Source organism: Enterococcus olivae (assembly GCF_053760925.1).
Window position 1 is genome coordinate 29,227 of the sequence record NZ_JBSMVT010000016.1, and the last position, 24,622, is coordinate 53,848.

At 40.6% G+C, this 24,622-nt stretch carries 25 protein-coding genes; 23 read left to right on the forward strand and 2 right to left on the reverse strand.

The features are described 5' to 3' along the window. The first annotated feature begins 57 nt into the window (after positions 1-57). The 14 genes from hpf (at position 58) to ACWODM_RS10740 (ending at position 14,473) form a co-directional block, all read left to right on the forward strand. Complete coding sequence (hpf, locus tag ACWODM_RS10675) at positions 58-612, forward strand: ribosome hibernation-promoting factor, HPF/YfiA family (RefSeq protein ID WP_455321362.1); 555 nt, start codon at positions 58-60, stop codon at positions 610-612. A 204-nt stretch (positions 613-816) separates the two neighbouring features. After that, complete coding sequence (gene secA, locus ACWODM_RS10680) at positions 817-3,333, forward strand: preprotein translocase subunit SecA (RefSeq protein ID WP_455321363.1); 2,517 nt, start codon at positions 817-819, stop codon at positions 3,331-3,333. Positions 3,334-3,499: 166 nt separating this feature from the next. Continuing rightward, positions 3,500-4,601, forward strand: a protein-coding gene (gene prfB, locus ACWODM_RS10685) for a peptide chain release factor 2 (protein WP_455321364.1) whose coding sequence is annotated in 2 segments (ribosomal slippage) — positions 3,500-3,571 and positions 3,573-4,601 — 1,101 coding nt in all. Because the reading frame shifts where the segments join, the coding sequence is not laid out codon by codon here. A 113-nt stretch (positions 4,602-4,714) separates the two neighbouring features. Continuing rightward, positions 4,715-5,401, forward strand: coding sequence for a cell division ATP-binding protein FtsE (gene ftsE, locus ACWODM_RS10690; protein WP_455321365.1), 687 nt, complete (start codon positions 4,715-4,717; stop codon positions 5,399-5,401). After that, positions 5,394-6,278, forward strand: a complete 885-nt coding sequence (gene ftsX, locus ACWODM_RS10695; protein WP_455321366.1) for a permease-like cell division protein FtsX — start codon at positions 5,394-5,396, stop codon at positions 6,276-6,278. Before ftsE ends, ftsX begins: the two co-directional genes overlap by 8 nt. Positions 6,279-6,796: 518 nt before the next feature. Beyond that, positions 6,797-7,660 (forward strand): phosphate ABC transporter substrate-binding protein PstS, encoded by an 864-nt coding sequence (locus ACWODM_RS10700; protein WP_455321367.1) that lies wholly within the window; start codon positions 6,797-6,799, stop codon positions 7,658-7,660. Positions 7,661-7,857: 197 nt separating this feature from the next. Next, complete coding sequence (gene pstC / locus ACWODM_RS10705) at positions 7,858-8,778, forward strand: phosphate ABC transporter permease subunit PstC (RefSeq protein ID WP_455321368.1); 921 nt, start codon at positions 7,858-7,860, stop codon at positions 8,776-8,778. Next, a complete protein-coding gene (pstA, locus tag ACWODM_RS10710; RefSeq protein ID WP_455321369.1) occupies positions 8,778-9,662 on the forward strand; it encodes a phosphate ABC transporter permease PstA in 885 nt (294 codons plus the stop codon). Before pstC ends, pstA begins: the two co-directional genes overlap by 1 nt. Positions 9,663-9,673: 11 nt before the next feature. Beyond that, positions 9,674-10,477 (forward strand): phosphate ABC transporter ATP-binding protein PstB, encoded by an 804-nt coding sequence (gene pstB / locus ACWODM_RS10715; protein ID WP_455321370.1) that lies wholly within the window; start codon positions 9,674-9,676, stop codon positions 10,475-10,477. A gap of 20 nt (positions 10,478-10,497) precedes the next feature. After that, positions 10,498-11,256: a phosphate ABC transporter ATP-binding protein PstB gene (gene pstB / locus ACWODM_RS10720; protein ID WP_455321371.1), complete on the forward strand. Its 759-nt coding sequence runs from the start codon at positions 10,498-10,500 to the stop codon at positions 11,254-11,256. Positions 11,257-11,296: 40 nt separating this feature from the next. After that, positions 11,297-11,974: a phosphate signaling complex protein PhoU gene (gene phoU, locus ACWODM_RS10725; RefSeq protein ID WP_455321372.1), complete on the forward strand. Its 678-nt coding sequence runs from the start codon at positions 11,297-11,299 to the stop codon at positions 11,972-11,974. 165 nt (positions 11,975-12,139) lie between these two features. Then, a complete protein-coding gene (gene liaX, locus ACWODM_RS10730; RefSeq protein WP_455321373.1) occupies positions 12,140-13,717 on the forward strand; it encodes a daptomycin-sensing surface protein LiaX in 1,578 nt (525 codons plus the stop codon). Positions 13,718-13,802: 85 nt separating this feature from the next. After that, positions 13,803-14,114: a PspC domain-containing protein gene (locus ACWODM_RS10735; protein WP_455321374.1), complete on the forward strand. Its 312-nt coding sequence runs from the start codon at positions 13,803-13,805 to the stop codon at positions 14,112-14,114. Then, positions 14,114-14,473 carry a phage holin family protein gene (locus ACWODM_RS10740; protein ID WP_455321375.1) on the forward strand — a complete coding sequence of 120 codons (360 nt, stop codon included), beginning with the start codon at positions 14,114-14,116 and terminating at the stop codon, positions 14,471-14,473. Before ACWODM_RS10735 ends, ACWODM_RS10740 begins: the two co-directional genes overlap by 1 nt. A 96-nt stretch (positions 14,474-14,569) precedes the next feature. Here the strand turns inward: ACWODM_RS10740 and ACWODM_RS10745 are convergent, their stop codons facing one another. Next, positions 14,570-16,270, reverse strand: a complete 1,701-nt coding sequence (locus ACWODM_RS10745) for a M3 family oligoendopeptidase (protein WP_455321376.1) — start codon at positions 16,268-16,270, stop codon at positions 14,570-14,572. A gap of 173 nt (positions 16,271-16,443) precedes the next feature. On the opposite strand from ACWODM_RS10745, the gene hprK reads away from it, so the two are divergent. From hprK to ACWODM_RS10785, 8 genes are all read left to right on the forward strand, one after another. Then, positions 16,444-17,376, forward strand: coding sequence for an HPr(Ser) kinase/phosphatase (hprK, locus tag ACWODM_RS10750; protein ID WP_455321377.1), 933 nt, complete (start codon positions 16,444-16,446; stop codon positions 17,374-17,376). 21 nt (positions 17,377-17,397) lie between these two features. Next, a complete protein-coding gene (lgt, locus tag ACWODM_RS10755; protein WP_455321378.1) occupies positions 17,398-18,231 on the forward strand; it encodes a prolipoprotein diacylglyceryl transferase in 834 nt (277 codons plus the stop codon). 81 nt (positions 18,232-18,312) lie between these two features. Next, the gene (locus ACWODM_RS10760) at positions 18,313-19,326 is read left to right on the forward strand and encodes an NAD(P)H-dependent glycerol-3-phosphate dehydrogenase (RefSeq protein ID WP_455321379.1); all 1,014 of its coding nucleotides are present in this window, start codon (positions 18,313-18,315) and stop codon (positions 19,324-19,326) included. Between the two features lie 26 nt (positions 19,327-19,352). Next, a complete protein-coding gene (gene galU / locus ACWODM_RS10765; protein ID WP_455321380.1) occupies positions 19,353-20,273 on the forward strand; it encodes a UTP--glucose-1-phosphate uridylyltransferase GalU in 921 nt (306 codons plus the stop codon). A gap of 110 nt (positions 20,274-20,383) precedes the next feature. After that, on the forward strand, positions 20,384-20,671 hold the full coding sequence (locus ACWODM_RS10770) for a hypothetical protein (RefSeq protein WP_455321381.1): 288 nt from the start codon (positions 20,384-20,386) through the stop codon (positions 20,669-20,671). A 168-nt stretch (positions 20,672-20,839) separates the two neighbouring features. Beyond that, a complete protein-coding gene (locus ACWODM_RS10775) occupies positions 20,840-21,268 on the forward strand; it encodes a DUF948 domain-containing protein (RefSeq protein WP_455321382.1) in 429 nt (142 codons plus the stop codon). Between the two features lie 14 nt (positions 21,269-21,282). Then, positions 21,283-21,864, forward strand: coding sequence for a YtxH domain-containing protein (locus tag ACWODM_RS10780; protein ID WP_455321383.1), 582 nt, complete (start codon positions 21,283-21,285; stop codon positions 21,862-21,864). 59 nt (positions 21,865-21,923) lie between these two features. Next, positions 21,924-22,271, forward strand: a complete 348-nt coding sequence (locus ACWODM_RS10785) for a hypothetical protein (RefSeq protein ID WP_455321384.1) — start codon at positions 21,924-21,926, stop codon at positions 22,269-22,271. A 22-nt stretch (positions 22,272-22,293) separates the two neighbouring features. On the opposite strand, the gene ACWODM_RS10790 is transcribed toward ACWODM_RS10785, so the two are convergent. Next, on the reverse strand, positions 22,294-23,397 hold the full coding sequence (locus tag ACWODM_RS10790) for an aminopeptidase P family protein (RefSeq protein ID WP_455321385.1): 1,104 nt from the start codon (positions 23,395-23,397) through the stop codon (positions 22,294-22,296). A 187-nt stretch (positions 23,398-23,584) separates the two neighbouring features. Between ACWODM_RS10790 and ccpA the strand changes: the two genes are divergently transcribed. Continuing rightward, positions 23,585-24,586 carry a catabolite control protein A gene (ccpA, locus tag ACWODM_RS10795; protein WP_455321386.1) on the forward strand — a complete coding sequence of 334 codons (1,002 nt, stop codon included), beginning with the start codon at positions 23,585-23,587 and terminating at the stop codon, positions 24,584-24,586. The last annotated feature ends 36 nt before the right edge of the window (positions 24,587-24,622 follow it).

The following is a 24,622-nucleotide window of genomic DNA, read 5'->3' on the forward strand; positions in this document are numbered from 1 at the left end:
AGAAGAGCAGAGTGGTCCTGGTTCTTCTTTAATTGGTAGATGAAAGGGGCAATTGTTATGTTTAGATACAATGTACGCGGAGAAAATATTGAAGTGACTGCAGCAATCCGAGATTACGTGGAGAAAAAAGTAGGTAAATTAGAACGTTATTTCAGTGATGCGCCTGATGCAACAGCGCACGTGAACTTGAAAGTTTATACAGAAAAAACGGCTAAAGTAGAAGTGACTATTCCACTTCCATATCTTGTATTACGCGCAGAAGAAACTTCACCAGATTTGTATGCAAGTATTGATTTGGTTGTCGATAAATTGGAAAGACAGATCCGCAAGTTTAAAACAAAAATCAATCGAAAATCCCGAGAAACAGCTTTACCTGATGTGAATGCAGCAGCAATTTTTGCAAATGGTGAAGATGTAGAAGACAATGGTTCAGAACTAGAAATCGTTCGTACAAAACGTCTTTCATTAAAACCAATGGACAGTGAAGAAGCTGTATTGCAAATGAACATGCTGGGTCATAATTTCTTTATCTTCGAAGATGCAGAAACCAATGGAACAAGCATCGTCTATAGTCGAAAAGACGGCAAATACGGTTTGATTGAAACAGATTAACCAACTTTTCGAAAAATCCAGGTGTAAAAGCACCTGGATTTTTTGTGCTGTAAATAGACAAAAAAAGCGCATTTACTTGAAAGTTACAAAAGCCTTGTTCAGAATTGACGGAAAAAGTAGCAATCAATGGAAACAAGTGATAAAATGTATTGGAGACTTTCCTAGAGGAAGTGGAACAACGTTTAAAAGGAGAATCATAAAAGGATGGCCAACTTTTTTAAGACACTGATTGAAAATGATAAAAAAGAACTAAAACGCTTGGATCAAATGGCAGACAAGATCGAGGTCTTGGCTGATCAAATGAGCGCACTATCAGACGAAGAACTGCGTGCGAAGACGGATGAATTCCGCCAGCGTTATCAAAATGGAGAAACGCTAGATGAGCTGTTGACAGAAGCGTTTGCTGTTGTTCGTGAAGCGGCGAAACGTGTACTTGGTCTGTTTCCATATCACGTACAGCTTATGGGCGGAATCGTCCTTCACGACGGTAATATTCCTGAGATGCGTACCGGTGAAGGGAAAACGTTGACAGCGACGATGCCGGTCTATCTAAATGCAATCACCGGAAAAGGAGTTCACGTAGTCACAGTCAATGAATATCTGGCAACTCGTGACTCGACAGAAATGGGTGAACTGTATAATTTCTTAGGTTTGACAGTTGGTTTGAACGTCAACTCGAAATCTTCAGAAGAAAAACGTGCAGCCTATGCCTGTGACATTACCTATAGTACAAATAATGAATTAGGTTTTGATTATTTACGTGACAATATGGTTGTGTACCGTCATCAAATGGTTCAACGCCCATTAAACTATGGGATCGTCGATGAGGTAGACTCGATTTTGATCGATGAAGCTAGAACACCTTTAATTATTTCAGGACAAGCAGAAAAATCGACTGCCTTGTATATCCGAGCAGATAACTTCATCAAGCGTTTAAAAAATGAAGAAGATTATAAAATCGATGTGCAGTCTAAAACCATCAGTTTGACTGAGAGCGGAATTGAAAAAGCAGAAGAGACATTTGGTTTAGACAACTTGTACGACATTTCAAATACTGCCCTGACCCACCATTTAGATCAGTCATTACGTGCGAACTATATCATGATTCGTGATATCGACTACGTAGTCCAAGAAAATAAAGTCATGATTGTCGACCAGTTTACAGGTCGTATCATGGATGGTCGTCGTTATTCAGATGGCCTTCATCAAGCGATCGAAGCCAAAGAAGGCGTAGAAATCGAAGACGAAACAAAAACAATGGCAACGATCACTTTCCAGAATTTCTTCCGTATGTATAAAAAACTGGCCGGAATGACTGGTACAGCTAAGACTGAGGAAGAAGAATTTCGTGAGATCTATAATATGCAGGTCTTCCAAATTCCAACGAACCAACCTGTAGTCCGTGATGACCGTGCAGATTTGTTGTATCCAACACTTCAAAGTAAATTTGTAGCTGTTGTACAGGATATCAAAGAACGTCATCGCAAAGGACAACCAGTATTGGTTGGTACAGTAGCGGTTGAAACCTCTGAATTACTGTCAAACATGTTGACAAAAGAACGCGTGCCTCATGAAGTGCTAAATGCTAAAAATCACTTTAAAGAAGCTGAAATCATCTTGAATGCTGGTCAAAAAGGGGCAGTTACGATTGCAACGAATATGGCTGGTCGTGGGACTGATATCAAGCTGGGCTTAGGTGTCTCTGAGCTTGGTGGTTTGGCCGTGATTGGTACAGAGCGTCATGAATCACGTCGTATCGATAATCAGCTACGTGGACGTTCCGGACGTCAAGGAGACCCAGGTGTTTCTCAATTCTATCTTTCTTTGGAAGATGACTTGATGAAACGATTTGGTTCAGATCGAATCAAAGTCTTCTTAGATCGTTTGAATGTGGATGAAGAAGATTCTGTTATCCAAAGTCGAATGTTCTCAAGACAAGTCGAATCTGCTCAAAAACGTGTGGAAGGAAACAACTACGATACACGTAAAAACGTCTTGCAATATGATGATGTGATGCGTGAACAGCGTGAAGTGATCTATGGCCAACGTCAACAAGTGATCATGGAAGAAAGTTCTTTGACGGATGCCTTGCTAGGTATGGTCAAACGTACGATCGACCGTGCAGTCGACGGCCATACACAATTAGAAGAAAATCAATTGAATCTTGAAGGAATCGTTGATTTTGCTGGAAGTGTGTTGGTTCATGAAGATTCGATCTCTGTGAAAGATCTTGAAGGTAAGACACCACAAGAAGTCAAAGATTATCTATTGGGACGAGCACAGGAAAAATTCGATGAAAAAGTTGAACAATTGAACAGTTCAGAACAATTACTTGAATTCCAAAAAGTTGTGATTTTGCGAGTAGTTGATACCAAGTGGACCGATCATATCGATGCGATGGATCAACTGCGTCAGTCGATTGGCTTACGTGCGTATGGACAAAACAATCCATTGGTTGAATATCAAACAGAAGGCTACACGATGTTCGAAAACATGGTTGGAGCGATTGAATACGATGTGACACGTCTCTTCATGAAGGCTGAAATTCGTCAAAATGTTCAACGTGAACAAGTGGCACAAGGAGAAGCTGAACAACCAGAATCAGCCGAAACGAATTCTGCTGAAAAACGTCCTGTCCAAGTCAAAAAAGTAGGACGGAATGAACCTTGCCCTTGTGGAAGTGGTAAGAAATTTAAAAATTGTCATGGAAAAAATATGTAACCATTGAATAATTGAGCAAAAAATGTTATATCAAAGAAAGACGATTTATTGGGTATTGGAGGGCTGGTCATGCAAATTGTCCAGTCCTCTTTCTTTGAAGTAACGGAAAAAGGATCGAAGAAAGTAACAGCTTAGCTCCGACCAAATAAAGAAAGAAGGAAACAACATGGAAATTGCCGAAATTCGGAATCAATTAGAAGAAATGCAAGAAAAAATCATCAGCTTTAGGGGGTCTCTTTGACCTCGATCAATTAGAGGAAGATATTGCTGAAGCAGAGCATCAAATGGCGGATCCCGGTTTTTGGGACAACGCCGAAGAAGCCCAGAAACTAATCAATGCCAACAATGCCAAAAAAGAGACCTACGATCAGTTCAATCACTTGGCAAGTGGTGTCGAAGAATTAGAAGTGATGTTAGAGATGCTTCAGGAAGAACCTGATCCTGAGATGGAAGCAGAAATGGCTGAAGATATCCAAAAGCTGACCGAAGAATTGACCGCCTATGAGTTGGCGATGCTTTTGGATGGTCCTTATGATCAAAACAATGCAATCGTTGAATTGCATCCGGGTGCGGGTGGAACAGAATCACAAGACTGGGGCAGTATGCTTTTACGAATGTATACGCGTTGGGCAGAACAACACCGTTATCAGGTAGAAATCATGGATTATCAATCTGGCGATGAAGCGGGGATCAAAAGTGTGACCTTGTTGATCAAGGGACACAATGTTTATGGTTATTTAAAGTCTGAAAAAGGGGTACATCGTTTGGTTCGTATTTCACCATTTGACTCGGCGAAACGTCGTCATACGTCCTTTTGTTCTGTAGACGTCATGCCAGAGTTGGATGGAACGATCGAAGTAGAGATCAATTCAGATGATCTGAAGATCGATACGTACCGTGCCAGTGGAGCCGGAGGACAGCATATTAACAAGACCGAATCCGCTGTTCGGATCACTCACTTGCCAACTGGAACAGTCGTGGCCAGTCAGGCGCAACGTTCACAATTGAAGAACCGAGAACAGGCGATGGGGATGTTGAAGGCAAAATTGTATCAGCTAGAAGTTGAGAAGCAGGAACAGGAAGCGGCAGCTTTGCGTGGTGAACAATTGGAAATCGGCTGGGGCTCGCAAATTCGTTCTTATGTATTCCATCCATATTCAATGGTCAAAGATCATCGGACAAATTTTGAGACTGGGAATGTACAGGCTGTGATGGATGGCGACTTGGACGGATTTATTGATGCGTTCTTAAAATCCAAGCTTCAATAAATAATTCTTAAAAGTTATTTAATTGAAATGAAAATGTAACTTACTGAAAGGGAGTTGCAACATAGGCATGCTATAATGTGTCGGTATGAATAAAAGTGATTGGAGAGATAGCCATGATTGAGATGCAAGATGTAATGAAAAAGTACTCGAATGGTACCACAGCTATCCGTAATCTTTCGGTTTCTATTAATCAAGGAGAATTTGTGTATGTCGTTGGACCTTCCGGCGCAGGAAAATCTACCTTTATCAAATTAATGTATCGAGAAGAAAAAGCGACAAAAGGTGTATTGAATATTGCCGGCTATGATTTAACAAAAATCAAAAACCGCGAAGTACCCCTGATGCGCAGAGAAATTGGTGTAGTTTTCCAGGATTATAAGTTATTGTCAAAGAAAACTGTGTATGAAAATGTTGCGTATGCGATGCAGGTTATTGGTCGTAAACCAAGAGAAATCAAAAAACGTGTCATGGAAGTTTTGGATTTAGTTGGTTTGAAACACAAAGTCCGTGTTTTTCCTAGTGAATTGTCTGGTGGGGAACAACAGCGTGTATCCATCGCTCGTGCGATCGTCAATACACCTAAAGTCCTGATTGCCGATGAACCAACAGGAAATCTGGATCCGGAAAACTCATGGGAGATCATGAAGCTTTTGGATCGGATCAATGCGCAGGGTACAACGATCGTGATGGCTACACACAACAGCACGATCGTTAATACGATTCGTCATCGGGTTATTGCGATCGAAAACGGACGAATCATTCGAGATCAAGTAGAAGGGGAGTATGGCTACGATGATTAGAACTTTTTTTCGACATATCATGGAAAGTTTAAAGAGCTTGCGTCGTAATGGCTGGATGACGATTTCTTCTATTAGTGCAGTCGCGATCACTCTAACTTTACTAGGTGTTTTCCTTGTCGTTATCCTGAATACTGTCAAATTGGCACAGGATATGGAAGACAACGTAGATGTTTCTGTATTCGTTGCTTATGGTACGGATGAGGAAGGAAAGCAAGAACTGGAAGATGAATTGAATGCTATTGATCATGTACAATCAGTCACTTTTTCCAGTCAAGACGATGAATTGAAACGAATTCAGGAATCTTATGGTGAAGTATGGGGCTTGTTCGACCAAGACAACCCACTTCTGGATGTCTTTGTTGTTAGTGCGACAGAGCCACAATATGTCAAAGGAATTACTGAAGAAGCTGAAAAGCTAACGAAATATGTGCACAAAGCAAGCTATGGAGAAGACTTGTCTGACCGTATCTTCGGGATTGCACAAGGTGTGCGCACGTGGGGATTAATTGGTTCAGGATTATTGCTTTTAGTTGCGATGTTCTTGATCTCAAACACGATTCGGATCACGATCCTTTCTCGTGAACGTGAGATTCAGATCATGCGACTTGTAGGAGCAAAAAATGGCTACATTCGTTGGCCGTTCTTCTTGGAAGGTGGCTGGATCGGATTATTAGGAGCTATTATTCCCGTGGTACTGATGCTGTTTGGCTACAGAGAATTCTATCAGATCACTAATCCAGTGCTGTTACGCTCAAACTACAGCTTGCTGACACCGGAAATGTTTTCGATTCAAATTTCTATCTTAATAGTAGGAATTGGAATGTTGATTGGTTCTTTAGGATCGATCATCTCAATGAGACGTTTCTTAAAAATCTAAGAATAAATGAAAAGCTTTGGAAGATTTGTCGAATCGGCAGATTTCCAAAGTTTTTTTTGATGAAAGCATCGGTATATTCTGTAGATGCTGAAGCTTGAAAGAATGCCAGTCCTACTTGCTAGGAACTCCAAGCTAGTAGGATAGTATGCGTAGTGAGAATAAGATTCAAATTTTTGTACTTTGAAAATTTGATTACTGTAACGCGAACTAGCTCTAGGAAGTTCTAAACTAGTGGGATGGTATGCGGCATTTCAATCAAACTAAAATTTCGTTTTTCAGAAATTTTAATACTTTAAAAGAAGTGAGACTATAGGATCACTTCGGTTCCTCGGCCGACTTGAAGCAAGATTTTCTCGCAGTAAAGTGTAAACAAAATCAACTGTAAATAGTCATTTCTCACTTAGAAAAAAGAATTACCTCATTTTTGTAAAGAAGTGTTTTCCAAGATTTTCATAAAATGGTAAAATAAAGGTGATGAAGTCTTAAAAGATTATTTTATAAATGAGGAGTTATCAGAGATGAAGAAAAGAAAAATGCTATTTCCAGTAATGATCGCAGTGTTCCTTTTAACTGGTTGTGCAAACTGGATCGATCGCGGAGAGTCGATCACTGCCGTAGGTTCTTCTGCTTTGCAGCCATTAGTGGAAACCGCAGCAGAACTCTATCAAACCGAACATCCTGGGAAATTTATTAATGTGCAAGGTGGAGGAAGCGGGACTGGACTGAGCCAAGTACAATCGGGTGCTGTTGAGATTGGCAACTCGGATTTGTTTGCCGAAGAGAAGAGTGGGATCGATGCAGCAGCTTTGGTCGATCATCGGGTAGCTACAGTAGGTATCACACCGATCGTCAACAAAGGAGTAGGTGTGGAAAATATCTCTCTGGAAGATCTGAAAAAGATTTTTCTTGGTGAGATCACTAACTGGAGTGAAATTGGTGGTGCCGATCAAGAAATCGTCTTGTTGAACCGAGCTTCTGGCAGTGGTACGCGAGGAACTTTTGAGCAATGGGTATTAGATGGTGAGATCTCCATGCGTGCTCAAGAACAAGATTCCAGTGGTATGGTACGTCAAATCGTTGGAGATACTCCTGGAGCAATCAGCTATGTAGCATTCTCCTACGTTACCGACGAGGTTGCTAGCTTATCTATTGACGGCGTTGAACCGACAGATGAAAATGTGGCGACCAACGATTGGATCATTTGGTCTTACGAGCATATGTATACAAAAGGAGAACCCGAGTCATTAACAAAAGAATTCTTAGACTACATGTTATCTGATGAAGTACAGAATGAGATCGTTGGCAAATTGGGTTACATTCCGGTTTCTCAAATGCAAGTCGAGCGGGATTGGGAAGGAAATGTCACTTATCTGAATGAATAAATCAGTAAAATAGATACATGCTACCTTGCTGTATCTATTTTTTTGTTTAATAAAAAGCAATCTGACGATAATTGTATAGCGATTTACACAAATTTTACAAACTTTGCTAAACCTTTACAGAACGTTAAAATAAAATTGACGTTCAAACTGTACACTGAGTAAGAATGAAAATTTAGTTTGTTTGAGGAGGAACCCTCGTGGAAAATTTGAAAGAAGTGTTAACAAAAAAATCAAAACGTGCCAAGATGGAGCAGCGCGGACGTATGATCAGCTTTTTCTGTATTGCCTTGATTGTGCTGGTCGTTGTCTCGATCTTCTATTTTGTGGCAAGTAAAGGACTGGCTACTTTCTTTGTAGATAAAGTAAATATTTTTGACTTTTTATTTGGAACCAGCTGGAACCCGAGTCAGATCGGATCAGATGGGCAGCCAATGGTGGGTGCCTTGCCAATGATCATAGGTTCATTTGTCGTCACCTTCCTATCAGCAATCATTGCTACGCCTTTTGCGATTGGTGCCGCTGTTTTTATGGTAGAGATCTCGCCTAAACAAGGGCAGAAGATTTTACAGCCTGTTATCGAGTTACTTGTAGGAATTCCTTCAGTTGTTTATGGGTTTATTGGTTTGACAGTACTCGTACCATTCGTTCGTTCAATTTTTGGAGGAACAGGTTTTGGTATTCTAGCTGGGACCTTTGTCCTATTTGTTATGATTCTGCCAACAGTTACAACAATGACTGTTGATGCGTTAAAGGCAGTCCCCCGTCATTATCGTGAAGCTTCTCTAGCTTTAGGAGCAACCCGTTGGCAAACGATTTACAAAGTAGTCCTTCGTGCCGCTGTTCCTGGTATTTTGACCTCTGTGGTTTTTGGTATGGCTCGTGCCTTTGGTGAAGCCTTAGCGATCCAAATGGTTATCGGGAATGCAGCATTGATTCCTTCAAGTTTAGTGACACCGGCTTCCACCCTGACCTCTATCTTAACGATGGGTATCGGGAATACGATCATGGGTACCCTTGAAAATAACGTTTTATGGTCATTAGCATTAATTCTCTTGCTGATGTCATTAGTATTTAACATTTTGATCCGCATTATCGGTAAGAAAGGAGAACTGAAATAATGAATGCAAAACGTGCAGATAAAATCGCTACTGGAGTCTTGTATGCAGTCGCGGGAGTCATTGTATTGATTCTTGCTTCGTTGCTATCTTTTATCTTAGTTCGTGGAGTGCCACATATTTCGTGGGAATTTTTGACACAGCCTTCCAAAGCCTACCAAGTAGGTGGGGGAATCGGGATCCAGTTGTTCAACTCATTCTACTTGCTGTTGGTTACAATGATCATTAGTTTTCCGATCTCGCTAGGAGCAGGAATCTACCTTTCTGAATACGCGAAAAAGAACTGGGTGACCGATGTTATTCGGACATCGATCGAGATCTTGAGCTCTTTACCATCGGTGGTTGTGGGTCTATTCGGTTTCTTGATTTTTGTTATTCAGTTTGAATATGGCTTCTCGATCATTTCGGGTGCTTTGGCGCTAACGCTCTTTAACTTGCCGCTTCTGACAAGAAATGTAGAAGAATCCTTGCGTGCGGTGCATTATACACAGCGTGAAGCGGGTCTAGCATTAGGGTTATCACGTTGGGAAACAGTCAACAAAGTAGTGGTTCCTGAAGCTACACCAGGTATTTTGACGGGGGTTATTCTAAGCTCCGGTCGTATTTTCGGAGAAGCAGCTGCACTGATCTTTACTGCTGGACAAAGTGCACCAGCTTTGGATTTCACTAATTGGAATCCTTTCAGTGCATCCAGTCCAATCGGTCTTTTTCGTCAAGCGGAGACATTAGCAGTTCATATTTGGAAGATCAATACAGAAGGAAACATGCCGGATGGTGTTGCCGTTTCTGCCGGTGCTTCTGCCGTCTTGATCATTGCCGTACTTGTGTTCAATTTTGGCGCACGTGCTTTAGGTAAGAGGCTCCACAAGAAAATGACTTCAGCGTAAGGAGAATCATAATGAAAGAATACAGTTTAGATAACCGCAATATTATCACGATGCAGGACAAAGAGGTTATTTTACATACCGATGATCTGCATGTCTTTTACGGCACCAATGAAGCGATCAAAGGAGTAGACCTTAAATTTGAAAAAAACAAGATCACTGCCTTGATTGGTCCTTCAGGATGTGGGAAGTCAACTTACCTACGTTCTTTAAATCGAATGAATGATGGCATTGCCAATACAAAAATCACTGGGAAGATCATGTACAAAGGAGTGGATGTCAATTCTCCTGATGTGGATGTTTTCGAAATGAGAAAACGGATCGGTATGGTTTTCCAACGACCAAATCCTTTTAGTAAGTCTATTTACGAAAACATTACCTTTGCTTTGAAGCGTCACGGTGAAAAGGATAAAAAGAAATTGGATGAGATCGTTGAAACAAGCTTGAAGCAAGCGGCGTTGTGGGATCAAGTGAAGGATTCTCTTCACAAGAGTGCTTTGGCGCTCTCAGGTGGGCAACAGCAGCGTTTGTGTATTGCGCGAGCGATCGCCATGAAACCAGATATTCTACTGCTAGATGAACCAGCAAGTGCGTTAGATCCAATTTCGACCGGAAAAGTAGAAGAGACACTGATCAATTTGAAAGAAGATTACTCAATTGTTATTGTAACCCATAATATGCAACAGGCAGCCCGTATCAGTGACTATACAGGTTTCTTTTATTTAGGACACGCGATCGAGTATGATGAAACAACAAAAATCTTCACACGTCCGAAAATCCAAGCAACAGAAGATTATGTATCAGGACACTTTGGCTAGTGGGAAACGGAGGCAAAACAATGGGACAAGAAATTATTTCTGCCAAGGATCTACATTTATATTATGGTAAAAAAGAAGCATTAAATGGTATCGATATGTCGATCAATCAAGGAGAGATCACTGCCTTGATCGGTCCTTCAGGATGTGGGAAATCGACCTTTTTGCGTTGCTTGAATCGTATGAACGATTTGATTCCTGGAGTAACGATCACAGGAAATATAACCTATAAAGGTAAAGATATTTACAGTCCAAAAACAGATATTGTGCAATTACGTAAAGAAGTCGGTATGGTTTTCCAACAACCGAATCCTTTCCCTTTTTCAATCTATGAAAATATTATTTATGGATTAAAATTGAAAGGTGAAACAAACAAGCAAGTTTTTGACCAAGTGGTGGAAGAAAGCTTGAAAGCTGCTTCTGCTTGGGATGATGTCAAAGACAAACTACATGAAAGTGCTCTTTCATTGTCAGGTGGACAGCAGCAACGTGTTTGTATCGCTCGTGTATTGGCCGTCAATCCTGAGATCATCTTGCTGGATGAACCAACAAGTGCGCTAGATCCGATCTCTTCGGGAAAAATCGAAAATACCTTGTTGGAATTAAAAGAAAAATACACGATGATTATTGTGACACACAATATGTCACAGGCTTCCCGTATTTCCGACAAGACAGCCTTCTTCCTGACAGGAGATATGATCGAGTACGATGACACGAAGAAAATTTTCTTAAATCCTAGTAAAAAAGAGACAGAAGACTATATTTCTGGTAGATTTGGATAAACAACAACTTTTTAATTTTAAGAAAGCAGGAGGCGTTAATATGTTGCGTTCACAATTTGAAGAAGATTTATTGAATTTGCACAATCAGTTCTATGAAATGGGCATGATGGTGAGTAAAGTAATCCACAAATCTGTCACTGCATATATCAAACACGATAAAGAACTTGCTCAGCTAGTGATCGACCGTGACGAGTGGGTCAATGACTTAGAGATCCAGCTGGAGAAAAAAAGTTTTGAGATGATCGCCTTGCAGCAACCGGTAACAACCGATTTACGTCGGATCATTACTGTGATGAAAGCCAGTTCTGATTTAGAGCGTATGGGTGACCATGCCGTTTCGATCGCTAAATCAACGATCCGTGTCAAAGGGCAAGTTCGAATCGCTGAGATTGAAAAAGAAATTTCGGATATGTCAGACTATGTGAAAAAAATGGTGGATAATGTTTTAGTCGCCTATGTAAAAACAGATCAAAAAGATGCAAAACTGATTGCAAAAATGGATGTACGTGTCAATGAGTACTACGAAAACATTTACTACAATACGATCAAAGCAATGAAAGAAAATCCTGAGACAGTGATTAGCGGGACTGATTATCTAAGCGTCGCTCAATACTTGGAACGTATTGGAGATTATGTAACAAATATCTGCGAATGGATCGTCTATCTGGCAACTGGTAAAATCAGCGAGTTGAGCTCTAATCGTGACGAAACTTTGTAGAAAAAATGAGGAGAACAGGACAAAAAGTCTTGTTCTCTTTTTATTGCGCTTAAGATTGATACAAAGTTGGTACTTAAGACCTATGATTTTTTTCTTAAAACAAGGCATAATATGTGTGTAAGGAAAACTTGCATAGAAATAAATTTGCTTAAGGAGGCAATTTCCATGAATGAAAGAGAACGTATTTTGGATTTAGTTAAAAAAGGTGTGCTTTCGACGGAAGAAGCCTTGGATTTGCTAGAAGGAATCGCCAAGGCGAAAGATGAGTCACAAATTCAAAAAGCAGCAGACGAAGTATCGGCAGAGAAAAAAGAAGACCGTAGCCAATGGATCGATGATATAGAAAATTTTGATTTAGAGAAAGATCTCTCTGACGGAGAAGAAGCTTTACGTCAAAAAGAAAAAAAAGACAGAGAAAATCTTGAAACTATCTTAGATGAATTAGCAACGGAAGCCAATCAAGCCTCTGTAGAATTAGACGAAGCAAACGCTGAGATCCAAGGAATCCAAGTTGAACTGAAGGAAGCTCAGGAAAGCTTGATGGAATTGAATACGAAAGAAGAATTGGATGGTCTGGATGAAGAGGATCTGGAAGAACGCAGGGAATTGGAAGCTGAGGTCAAAGAGTTAGAAAACGCTTTGGATCAGTTAACCGAAGAACGCGTGAATCTGGAAGCACAATTGAAAAACATTCGCCGTGACCAATGGGACAAGAAAAAAGAACAGCTCAGTCAAAAAATCGATCTTCCAGACGATTGGAAGGAACAAGCGACAGACACATTGAATCAAGTTGGAGACAAGATGGCTGAGGCCGGAACTCACTTTGGAAAATTCCTGAAGAAAACCTTCCAAACAGTTTCTGAGACAGTCAATGAAAACGTTGAATGGAAAGACGTAAATCTACGTGTTCCTGGTGTAGCTACTCAAAAATTTGAAAAGACCTATGAATTCCCTGAAACAGAAGCAAGTATTTTGGATGTAAAAGTTGCGAATGGGAATGTCCAGTTCAATCTTTGGGAAGAATCGATGGTTAAAGTAGAAGCAAAAATCAAATTGTATGGAAAAATGGAGGCTGTCTCACCGGAAGCAGCATTTGAAGAACGTAGTCAAATCGATGTGGACAACGACCACATCTCTTTCCAAATTCCTAACAAACGTGTACGTGCTGACTTGGTCTTCTACTTGCCAAAACGGACCTATGACCATGTATCTGTTAAACTGTTGAACGGTAATATTTTGATCAATGAGTTGGAAGTCAAAGATATCTATACGAAATCTACAAATGGAAGTATTGACATTGAAAAAATCGACGCGTCTATGCTAGAAATCGAAGGTGTGAACGGTAGTATTCGCGTACAGTCAGGAACAATCCTTGACTCAATCATTGAAACCGTGAATGGTAGTGTAACGATGGCTGCTACTCCACAAAATATCGGCATCTCATTAGTGAACGGGGACGTCCGTCTGACATTGAAAGAAGACACGCTACGTCGTTTGAATGCTTCTTCAGTCAATGGGAATGTCAAGGTGGCACTACCTGAAACATTGGGCTTGGAAGGAACAGCCAAAACAAGCCTAGGCTCGATCAACAGTCGTTTGTCAGAATACGAGATTGTACGTCAAAAGAAAGAAAGAATGAATCAGTTGCTACAATTCCGTCGGATCACCGACAATGTAGCACAAATTGATCTTTCTACAACAACAGGAAATATTTATTTGAAAGATACCGAAGCAAAAGGTTAAAATAAGAGTGAGTACAGAGAAGTGGAGCAAAAAATGCTCCCTCTCTGGCATCACGAAACAAATCACATAAAGGATGGTGAAAATCATGAAAAAGAAATTAACAAAATCTAGAAGCAATGTTGTATTCACAGGTACTTTAGCTGGAGTCGCAGAATATTTTGCCATTGATCCAACGATCGTTCGTATCATTTTTGTCTTTACGACACTAGTGGGGATCGGCTCACCAGTTTTCCTATATATTGTCATGGCGATCTTGATCCCAACAGATCGTTCACCGAAGAATAACGATTATGGACACAATAATAAATACAATCGTAACAACGATTATCGACAAAAAAACAGCCGTCCTCGTAAAGAAGCCGAAAAGGTGAATGAAGACGACTGGAGTGATTTCTAGTGACATATTTTCAACGATTGCTGGTAAATATGCTGACTTTTATCTCACTGTCGGTCTTGCTTCCTCAAATGGTTCATGTGAGAAGCATCCTGATGGCATTACTGGCGAGTTTTGTACTTTCTGTACTGAACGCGTTGATCAAACCGATCTTGACCATCATTTCGTTTCCACTGACATTAGTGACACTTGGTTTCTTTAGCTTTGTTATTAATGCCCTAATGCTGCAATTCACCTCAAGCTTTGTCGGTGCCCAAAACTTTGGCTTTTCGCCCTTTGGTGCAGCACTACTAGTGGCAATTTTGATGTCGATCGTCAATATGATCGTTACTGAACATTATATGGATAAATACCGTGAATAGCTATCCCTGAATGAGTTTTACTTAAGGGATAGTTTTTTTGTTCAGAAAAAAGCAGTCATAAAATGAGTCTCATTTTATGACTGCTAATTTTTTTTCTTATTGAATACTGTTTTCAGGAACTTGTGTCAAATAGTCATCGACTGCTTGGATCGTCTCGTCCAAAGCACCTTCGGCAAAAGGAGACTGCAGCTGTCCGATAGACAGGATTTCAAGAAAAGTCTTTGTTCCACCCACTTGACAGATCGACAGGTAGTCCTGCCATGCCTGAGGATCTTGATCGACGATCACTCTTTTCCAAAATTGGAAGGCGCAGACTTGAGCCAATGTATAATCAATATAATAGAAAGGAGATTCAAAGATGTGACCTTGTCTGAACCAGAAGATTCCGCGATCCAACCCAGGAAATTGGCTGTAATCTCTTTCTGGACAATATTGTTTTTCCAGCGCGCGCCAGCAGGCTTTTCTTTCTGCAGGTAACCATTCTGGATGCTCGTAGACTTCTTGCTGGAAGTGATCAACTAAGACACCATAAGGTAAAAATTGTAGAGCACTAGCTAAGTGATTGAATTTATATTTCGCTGTCTGTTCTTTAAAGAAACTCTCCATCCAAGGCCAGGCGATGAATTCCATCGACATCGAATGAATCTCACAAGATTCATAGTTTGGAAAGACGATCTCAGGCTCCTTGATCCACCGTGATTCAAAACATTGGAACGCATGGCCTGCTTCATGTGTCAATACATCTACGTCATGAGAAGTCCCATTGAAATTTGCAAAAATAAATGGCGATTGATAGCCTTGAATAAACGTGCAGTAACCGCCAGATTGTTTGCCTTTTTTACTCAAAAGATCCAACAGTTCATTGTCTGCCATGAAATCAAAGAACGTGCCGGTTTCAGGTGACAATTCGTGATACATCTTGCGCGCAGCTTCGACTAGCTCTTCAGGTGTGCCTTTTGGTGTAGCATTCCCATTTGGATAAACAAGAGCTAGATCGTGATAGGAAAGGCTTTCCAGCTCATTTCGCTCTGCCTGACGTTGATACAAATTCTGAGCGACAGGAACGACTTTTTCTAAGATTTCTTTTCGATAGGTCTCAATCATGGGGCGATCATAGTCCCAGCGATTCATCTGTACATCAGCAAATTCAACATAATTTTTGAATCCTAGCTTGACGGCGATCTCATGTCTAAGTTTCACCAGTTGGTCATAGATCTGATCGAATTTTTCTTCGTTTAGTTCAAAGAAGCCACTGACTTTCTCCACTGCTTCTTTACGGATCTCACGGTCAACATGCTGTGTAAATGGTGACATTTGGGATAAAGTGTAGGTATTTTCTTGGAATTCGATTTGAGCTGAGGCTACCAGTTTGGCATAATCTGAAGTTAGTTGATTTTCTTTTTGGAAAAGAGGGATCAACGCTTCATCAAAGAGCTTCACACGACTTTCTGCAAATAGAAAAAGTGTTTCAGGATATTCCTTCTTCAACTCATCCAGCAAAGGAGAATCCAGCAAGGCTTGATAAAATTGGAAATCTAAAGAAGAGTAATGGGGCATGTACTCGTTCCAAAAAGTGTCTTCTGCTTCATAGAAAGCGTTATTCGTATCGATGGAATAACGAATACTCGCAAGATTCATTGCAGTATCGATGGTTCCTCGAAGTTCATTGAGTGTGTTTAACGCCTTTCTTGCAGCTGAGATATCTTTAGCTAGTTTTAACTGTTCCACTGTATCTAAGAACGTTTGTTGATAGTTTTCATAGTCAGGTCTTTGGTAAGTATATTCAGAAAATTTCATGTTTGACTACGCCTCCTTCTTGTGTCCAATGATAGCATAAAAAAACAGTTTTTAGGTTTGTGATTTTCAAAGATTTTTGAATATTTTCGAGAAAATTTTTAGTTTTGTAGTAAGTTTCCAGATAGAATGATAAAATAAAACGGAACCAAGGTATAGAAAAGAGGGAAAGAAAGATGGAAACCGTAAAAGTACAAGAATTAGCTTCGGCTTTAAATTTAGAAATTGTTAGTGGTGATGAGGAAGCGTTGAATAGAGAGATCACGACGGCAGATGTTTCTCGGCCAGGACTAGAATTGACAGGATATTTTAATTACTACTCACATGCGAGGCTACAACTGTTTGGTAGCAAGGAGATCTCTTTTTCTCGTAGAATGATGCCAGAAGAACGTTTGATTGTTTTACGCCGTTTGTGTGCAGAGGATACACCAGCCTTCGTTTTGTCCCGCGAATTGGAAGTCTCTGACGAAATGATGCAGGCCTGTGAAGAGAAGAAGATACCGATTCTTCGATCTCGAGTATCAACTTCACGTCTATTGGGACAGATCTCCAGCTATTTGGATGGACGACTGGCTTTGAGAACCAATGTTCACGGTGTTTTAGTCGATGTCTATGGTCTAGGGGTATTGATCCAAGGAGACAGTGGTATCGGAAAGAGTGAAACAGCTCTAGAATTGATCAAGCGAGGACATCGTCTGATTGCAGATGATCGTGTAGATATCTACAAAAAAGATGAGCTGACATTGATCGGTGAGCCACCAAAAATTTTGGAGCATCTGATTGAGATTCGTGGGATCGGGATCATTGATGTCATGAACTTATTTGGTGCCAGTGCTGTGCGCGGTTCTATGCAGATCCAAGTCGCTGTTTACCTGGAAGCGTGGGCCAAAGATAAAAAATATGACCGTCTAGGTTCTTCAGATGATGTCGTTGAATTGGGTGAGGTGGAAATTCCTCAAATCAAGATTCCAGTAAAAACTGGTCGAAACGTCGCGATTATCATTGAAGTAGCTGCCATGAATTTTCGTGCGAAGACCATGGGCTACGATGCTACACAAGCATTTGAAGATCGATTAAGTCAGTTGATTGAAGAAAACTCAGGTAATTAGGAAGTGAGGCATTAAATTAAAATGATAGGTGCAGTAAATCGTGTTGCATTAGAGGTCTTTGGTCTCGAAATATATTGGTACGCAATCATCATCATATCTGGAGTGATCATTGCGATGTGGTTGAGTACAAGAGAAGCTGTTCGAGTAGGTATGAGAAAAGATGATGTGTCTGATTTCATGTTGGGTGCTCTGCCTTTATCCTTCATCGGAGCCAGACTTTACTACGTTTTGTTCAATCTACAACCGTATTTAGATGATCCGATGCAAATATTCAACATTCGCTCAGGTGGACTAGCTATCTATGGTGGTTTGATTGCAGGTGGGATCTGGTTGTATTTCTATTGCCAAAGAAATTTTATCTCGACGTGGACATTTTTAGATGTTGCCGCACCAAGTGTTCTTTTGGCACAGGGGATCGGACGTTGGGGAAACTTTATGAACCATGAGGCCTTTGGCGAAGTGACTACTAGAAGTTTTTTAGAAAATTTGTATCTGCCGTCGTTTATCATCGATAACATGTATATAGAGGGAGCCTATCGTCAGCCAACCTTCTTATACGAATCAATTTGGAGTGTGATTGGCTTTATTCTATTGATCGTACTTCGTAAAAAAACCGGCTTATTAAAACAAGGAGAAGTCTTCCTTGGATATATCATCTGGTACAGTTTTGGCCGGATGTTCATTGAAGGTATGCGGACAGATAGCTTGTATTTGTTTGCTTCGATTCGAGTGTCGCAGCTGTTGTCCTTAATTCTGTTTGTCGGAGGAATTATCCTCTTAGTTTGGCGTAGAAAAAAACAAAAAGATTTAAAAGATTATCGTCGTTCCTATGGTGACAATCAATCCCTGATCTAGTCAGACTTTTTAATGGAAGTATGGTAAAATTTGAGTATAAATAGAGAATTTTTGTGAAGAAAATTAGAGGAGGTTTCCATTGTGAAACAAAAAATAGCCGTATTAGGACCAGGTTCTTGGGGGACTGCTTTGGCGCAGGTATTATCTGAGAATGGTCATGAGGTCAATCTATGGGGGAACAATCCGGCACAGATCGATGAGATCAATACCTATCACACGAATCGTCACTATCTACCGAATATCAAGATTCCTGTAGGCATCAAAGGAGTCAAAGACTTGAAAGAGGCGATCACTGGTGTAGACGCCATTTTATTCGTAGTACCGACAAAAGCGATTCGTATCGTAGCCAAGCAAGTGGCAGAAGCTGTCGAAGGCAACCCCTACATCATCCATGCTTCTAAAGGTTTGGAACAGGGCACACACAAGCGGATCTCAGAAGTTCTTGCTGAAGAGATTCCCGAAGAAAAACGTCAAGAGATCATCGTATTGTCTGGACCAAGCCATGCTGAAGAAGTAGCGGTTCATGATATTACAACGATCACAGCAGCAAGTGAAGTTGAAGAAGCGGCAAAATATGTACAAGAATTGTTTATGAATGATTATTTCCGTATCTATACCAATAATGACGTGATTGGTGTTGAGACAGGGGCTGCGTTGAAAAATATTATTGCGATCGGTGCAGGAGCGATTGCTGGATTAGGGTTTGGAGATGATGCTAAGGCAGCGATCATGACCCGCGGCCTAGCAGAAATCAGTCGCTTGGGCGTAGCGATGGGAGCCAACCCACTGACCTTTATTGGTTTGAGTGGTGTCGGAGACCTGATCGTTACTTGTACCAGTGTCCATTCTCGAAATTGGCGTGCAGGTAATATGCTTGGAAAAGGGCAAAGCTTGGACGATGTTTTGGACAATATGGGCATGATCGTCGAAGGTGTAGCAACGACAAAAGCAGCCATGGAATTGGCAGAGAGTTTGCAGGTCGATATGCCGATCACAGCAACGATTTACAGTGTCTTGTATGAGAATAAAGAGATTCAACAGGCAGCCAAAGAAATCATGCTGCGTGATGGAAAAGTAGAAAACGAATTTTCATAAAAAATATTCGAGTGGAGGAGAACTGCATGACAAAAGTAAAAAAAGCAGTGATTCCAGCAGCAGGTCTAGGAACCCGCTTTTTGCCAGCGACAAAAGCAATGGCGAAAGAAATGCTGCCAATTGTTGACAAGCCAACTATCCAGTTTATTGTAGAAGAAGCATTAAATTCAGGAATCGAGGATATTTTGATCGTTACGGGAAAAGCCAAACGTCCGATCGAAGACCATTTTGATGCTAATTTGGAATTGGAAACCAATTTGATTGCTAAAGGGAAAAACGAGCTACTAAAAGTTGTGGAAGAAACAACAGATGTCAATCTGCATTTTATTCGCCAAAGCCACCCGAAAGGATTAGGGCATGCTGTTTTACAGGCGAAAGCCTTTGTTGGTGATGAACCCTTTATCGTCATGCTAGGGGATGATTTGATGAAAGATACGATTCCCTTGAGCAAACAACTGATTCAAGATTATGAAAAAACACATGCGTCTACAATCGCTGTAATGGAGGTTCCTCACGAAGAGACATCAAAGTATGGAATCATCCATCCAGAGGGTCAAGTAGAAGAAGGCCTGTATAATGTCAAAAATTTTGTCGAAAAACCATCACCGGATCAGGCACCAAGTGATTTGGCGATTATAGGTCGTTATTTACTAACACCCGAGATTTTTGAGCTTTTGGAAAATCAGGCACCGGGAGCTGGGGATGAGATTCAGCTGACAGACGCCATTGATGCTTTGAACAGGACACAACGTGTGTTCGCCCGCGAGTTCAAAGGCAAACGCTACGATGTCGGTGATAAATTCGGCTTTTTGAAGACGAGCATCGAATATGGACTTGAGCATCGGGAAGTAAAAGAGGCACTCGAAGATTATTTGATCGAGCTAGGACAGGAATTACTGGATAAAAAAACTGTTGATGAAGTTCCTGAAACAAAAGAAGAACAATAAGTTTGAAAACCGGTAGATCCTGATTCTACCGGTTTTTTTGTGCAGAATTCTTCGCAAAAAGAACGTAGACAATGTATCGAAGAAAATATTCTGACGAGGAGAGTGATGCTATGTTAAAAAATATGTTGCAAGTAAAGATCGCAAAAAAGAAGCTGACAGAACTAACTGGTTTTTTTCCTTGTAGCGAGGTAGCCCAAATCAGAGAAGTGACGACCATGGATGCCAAAGAATTTATTGAGAAGGGTGTCGTCTGGCTCTCTGACATCTATCATCCTACTATCCATATCATCATTTCCGCTACAGAGAGAGACTTTGGTCCTGTCATTAGCAGTCATATTGCCGCATGGGCAGAGGGTGCCCCTTGTTATATTTATTACGTTGACAGTAGCAAAGTGTAAAGTGATTCTTTGACTTATAGAACGTTATATTATTCTCAAAAAAACGAAAGTGTTTTTTTATAAATGTTCTTAATTGGATTTCATTTATAAGAATGGTATAATTAAAACAACATTAGAAAAAAGTACGTGTCATTGTAATAAAATCTAAGAATGAAGGGAGATCAATTTATGACAGCTGGTGGAATCGCCGCATTAATTGCAGCTGTTGCTTTTGCAGTACTGGTTATTTTTCTTGTAAAAGTATTGATGAAAGTGGACAAAACAGTTGCTTCTGTACAAACAACGATCACGGAAGCAAACAATACGATCCGTGTCGTGACAAAAGATGTTGATGTTTTAACACGCGAAGTGGAAGGTCTTTTAGTCAAAAGCAATGAGTTGTTACAAGATGTGAATCAGAAAGTTGCAACGATCGATCCATTGTTCACAGCAGTTGCTGATTTGAGTGAAAGTGTATCAGAATTGAATTATTCTGGTAAAAACCTTGTTTCTCGCCTAGGAACTTTAGGTCGTACAACCGCACAGGCAACGATTGCTGGTAAAGTAGGTCAAACAGCAATGAAATTTTTTAACCAACGCAAACAAACAGAAGACTAATTGGAGGGGTTTATATGAGTAAAAAAGGTGGCGGATTTTTATTAGGAGCAGTGATTGGTGGCGCAGCAGCAGCTGTTACAGCATTATTGTTAGCACCAGAATCAGGCAAAGAACTTCGTGACAAATTAGGAAAACAAGTAGATGATCTGATGGACGCTGCTTCTGACTATACAGATATTGCCAAAGAAAAAGGCGAAGATCTAACAGATTTAGCCAAAGAAAAGGCTGAAGAATTTGGCAAGCAAGCTGAGAATTTGGCACAATCCTTAAAAAATAAAGCTGGCGATGTTTATGAAGATGTCGAAGATGCTGTGGATACAGTTAAAGAAGATGGCGCTGATTTTGCAGATCGTTTCCGAAAAAACAGTGAAGAAACTGCTGAAGCTGTAGAGGAAACTGTCGAAGACATCGTGATTGACGTGCAGGATACGGTCGCTGATGCGAAAGAGACAGCCAAAGAAGGAGCTGCAGAAGCTGCGGATGTCGTAGAAGAAGCAAAAGACGAAGCGGAAGAAGTAGAGATTCCAACAGAAGAATTTGATGAAACAGTGGAAGAGCTGAAAGAAAAATTTGAAGAAAACAATCCAGAAGTATAATACGTAAAAGAAGAGAAGCTCAATACTTCTCTTCTTTCTTTTTCGAGAAAGGACAGACGATGATCATCCACAGCAGCAAGACTTGTAAAAATTCTCCCAAAAATCAGTTTGTAGAAGATTATACAACGGCACTCTTTCAACGAGATCGAGAATTTCTTCGTTTGAGCAGTGACGAGGATTATACCTTGGAGATTCTGGGCAAAAACAAGCAACTAGATAAACTCTTCGAAAAAGGAGCAGAACTTTGGTTTTTCTTCAGCATTAGCCATGGGAAATTTGGTTCCTGCACAGGGGAGCTTTTAAGCACAGAAGAAAGATATTCTTTTGCTGCACAATACGAGTTTACAAATACCACCAGAAAAAGAGTTCAAAAAGTCCAACTATTTTTGATCAAAAAAGAAAGCTGAACATTTGCGTTCAGCTTTCTTTTTATTTGATCACGAGCAATTCTTTTGGTGTGAAGGTGAAGGATTGACAGCCTTCTTTGGTGACATAAACACAATCTTCGATTCGTACACCGACTTTTCCAGGTAAATAGATTCCTGGCTCGATCGAAAAACACATGCCTTCTTCTAAAACCAAGTCATTTCCAGCAACAATGGATGGAAATTCATGGACGGAAGTTCCAATTCCATGTCCTAAACGATGATTGAAGGCTTCACCATAACCGTAGGATTCGATGACCTCGCGGGCGATGGTATCCAGTTCACTAGCAGTGATACCAGGTTTTACAGCTTGTTGGGCTGCTAGTTGCGCTTCGAGAACGATCCCATAGATTTCTTCTTGGAATTTTGTAGGCTTTTGATAGGCAATCGTCCGAGTGGCATCGCTACAGTATCCTTTCCAAACAACACCTAAGTCAAATAAAACCAATTCATTGGATTTTACAGGGGTGTTGTCAGGTGCACCATGAGGACTGGCTGCATGCGCTCCTGCTAAAACCGTCGTGTCAAAAGACATGTGAGAGACGCCTTTTCTTTTTAGTTGATATTCGATCTCGGCAACGATTTCTTCTTCTGTAGCACCTTCTTTGACTGCTGCAAAGCCGGTCTCAAATGCTACATCTGCCCAATTTCCAGCTTCGATCAAGGTTTGGATTTCTTGCTCTGTTTTTCTTAGCTGCATTTGTTGGATCATTGGAGTCGCATCCTTTGAAAAATCGGTTGCAGGAAAATATGCAGCGAAACGTTCATAGCGATCCAGAGTGAAGAAAGCTTTTTCAATGGCAAAAACAGCCGGCTTTCCATAACGAGAAAGAATCTCGTCAGACAGGACCTTCCAAGGGTCTTCTGTATCTAAATAACCCTTCACATCATAGGTCCAGCTACTTTGTTTAGCAGTGTCAGCTTCTAAAGCAGGTGTGAAAAGGAAGGGATCCCGAGTTGTAGAGAAAATCAGTGCAAGCACGCGTTCATGGGGATCACTTTGAAAACCAGAGAAATACGCGATCGAATTTGGATTTGTGATGTAAGCGACATCGATGCCTTCTTTCAACATCCAGGCAGTCAATTCTTGTATTTTTTCTTGATTCATAGATAGCCTTCTTTCTAAAAGAGAATATATCTTATTGTACCACGATTCTCTTGATAATGATGAAATTGAAAATATTTTCATGAAAACGAAACTAAAACGGTTGCAAATGGAAAAGAAATTTGCTATTCTATTTAAGAAATGTAAACAAGGTTTTCAGAAAATGAAAACGGATAGGAGAAAAACCAATATGGAGAAACAAACGATTACGATTTATGATGTTGCTCGTGAAGCAAATGTATCGATGGCCACTGTCTCTCGTGTAGTAAATGGAAATCCCAATGTTAAACCAGCAACTCGTAAAAAAGTGTTGGAAGTAATTGATCGTCTAGATTACCGTCCAAACGCTGTTGCTCGTGGACTAGCAAGTAAGAAGACAACAACTGTAGGTGTCATCATTCCAGATGTCAGCAATATGTTCTTTGCTTCTTTGGCTAGAGGGATCGATGATGTCGCAACGATGTACAAATACAATATTATCTTAGCCAATTCTGATGGGGATAGCGTGAAGGAAGTCAATGTTTTGAACAACTTGTTAGCAAAACAAGTAGACGGTGTGATTTTTATGGGACATCGCATCACTGATGAAGTTCGCGGAGAATTTTCACGTTCAAAAACACCTGTTGTTCTTGCTGGTTCGATCGATCCAGATGAACAAGTGGGTAGTGTAAATATTGATTATACTGCGGCTGCTAAGGATGCGGTTTCTGTATTAGCTGAAAATGGCAGTAACAAGATTGCGTTTGTTAGTGGGGCATTGATCGACCCTATTAATGGTCAAAATCGCTTGAACGGCTACAAACAAGCCTTGAAAGAAAATGAACTGGAATACAATGAAGGTCTGATTTTTGAAGCACCTTATTCCTTCAAAGACGGTTTAGCCTTAGTTGACCGATTGATGAACAGCGGAGCAACGGCTGCGTATGTGACAGACGATGAACTAGCAATTGGTATTTTAGATGGTTTGTACGATCGTGGAGTAAAAGTGCCAGAAGAGTTTGAGATCATCACAAGCAACAATTCTTTACTGACAGACGTTGCACGACCTCGTTTGACTAGTGTTAGTCAGCCACTCTATGATATGGGTGCAGTTGCAATGCGTCTATTGACCAAAATGATGAACAAAGAAGAAGTCGAGCAAAAAACAATCGTTTTACCATATGGGATTATGAAAAAAGGTTCCACTAAATAAACAGAAAACCCTCTCCGAAATTCAATTTCGGAGAGG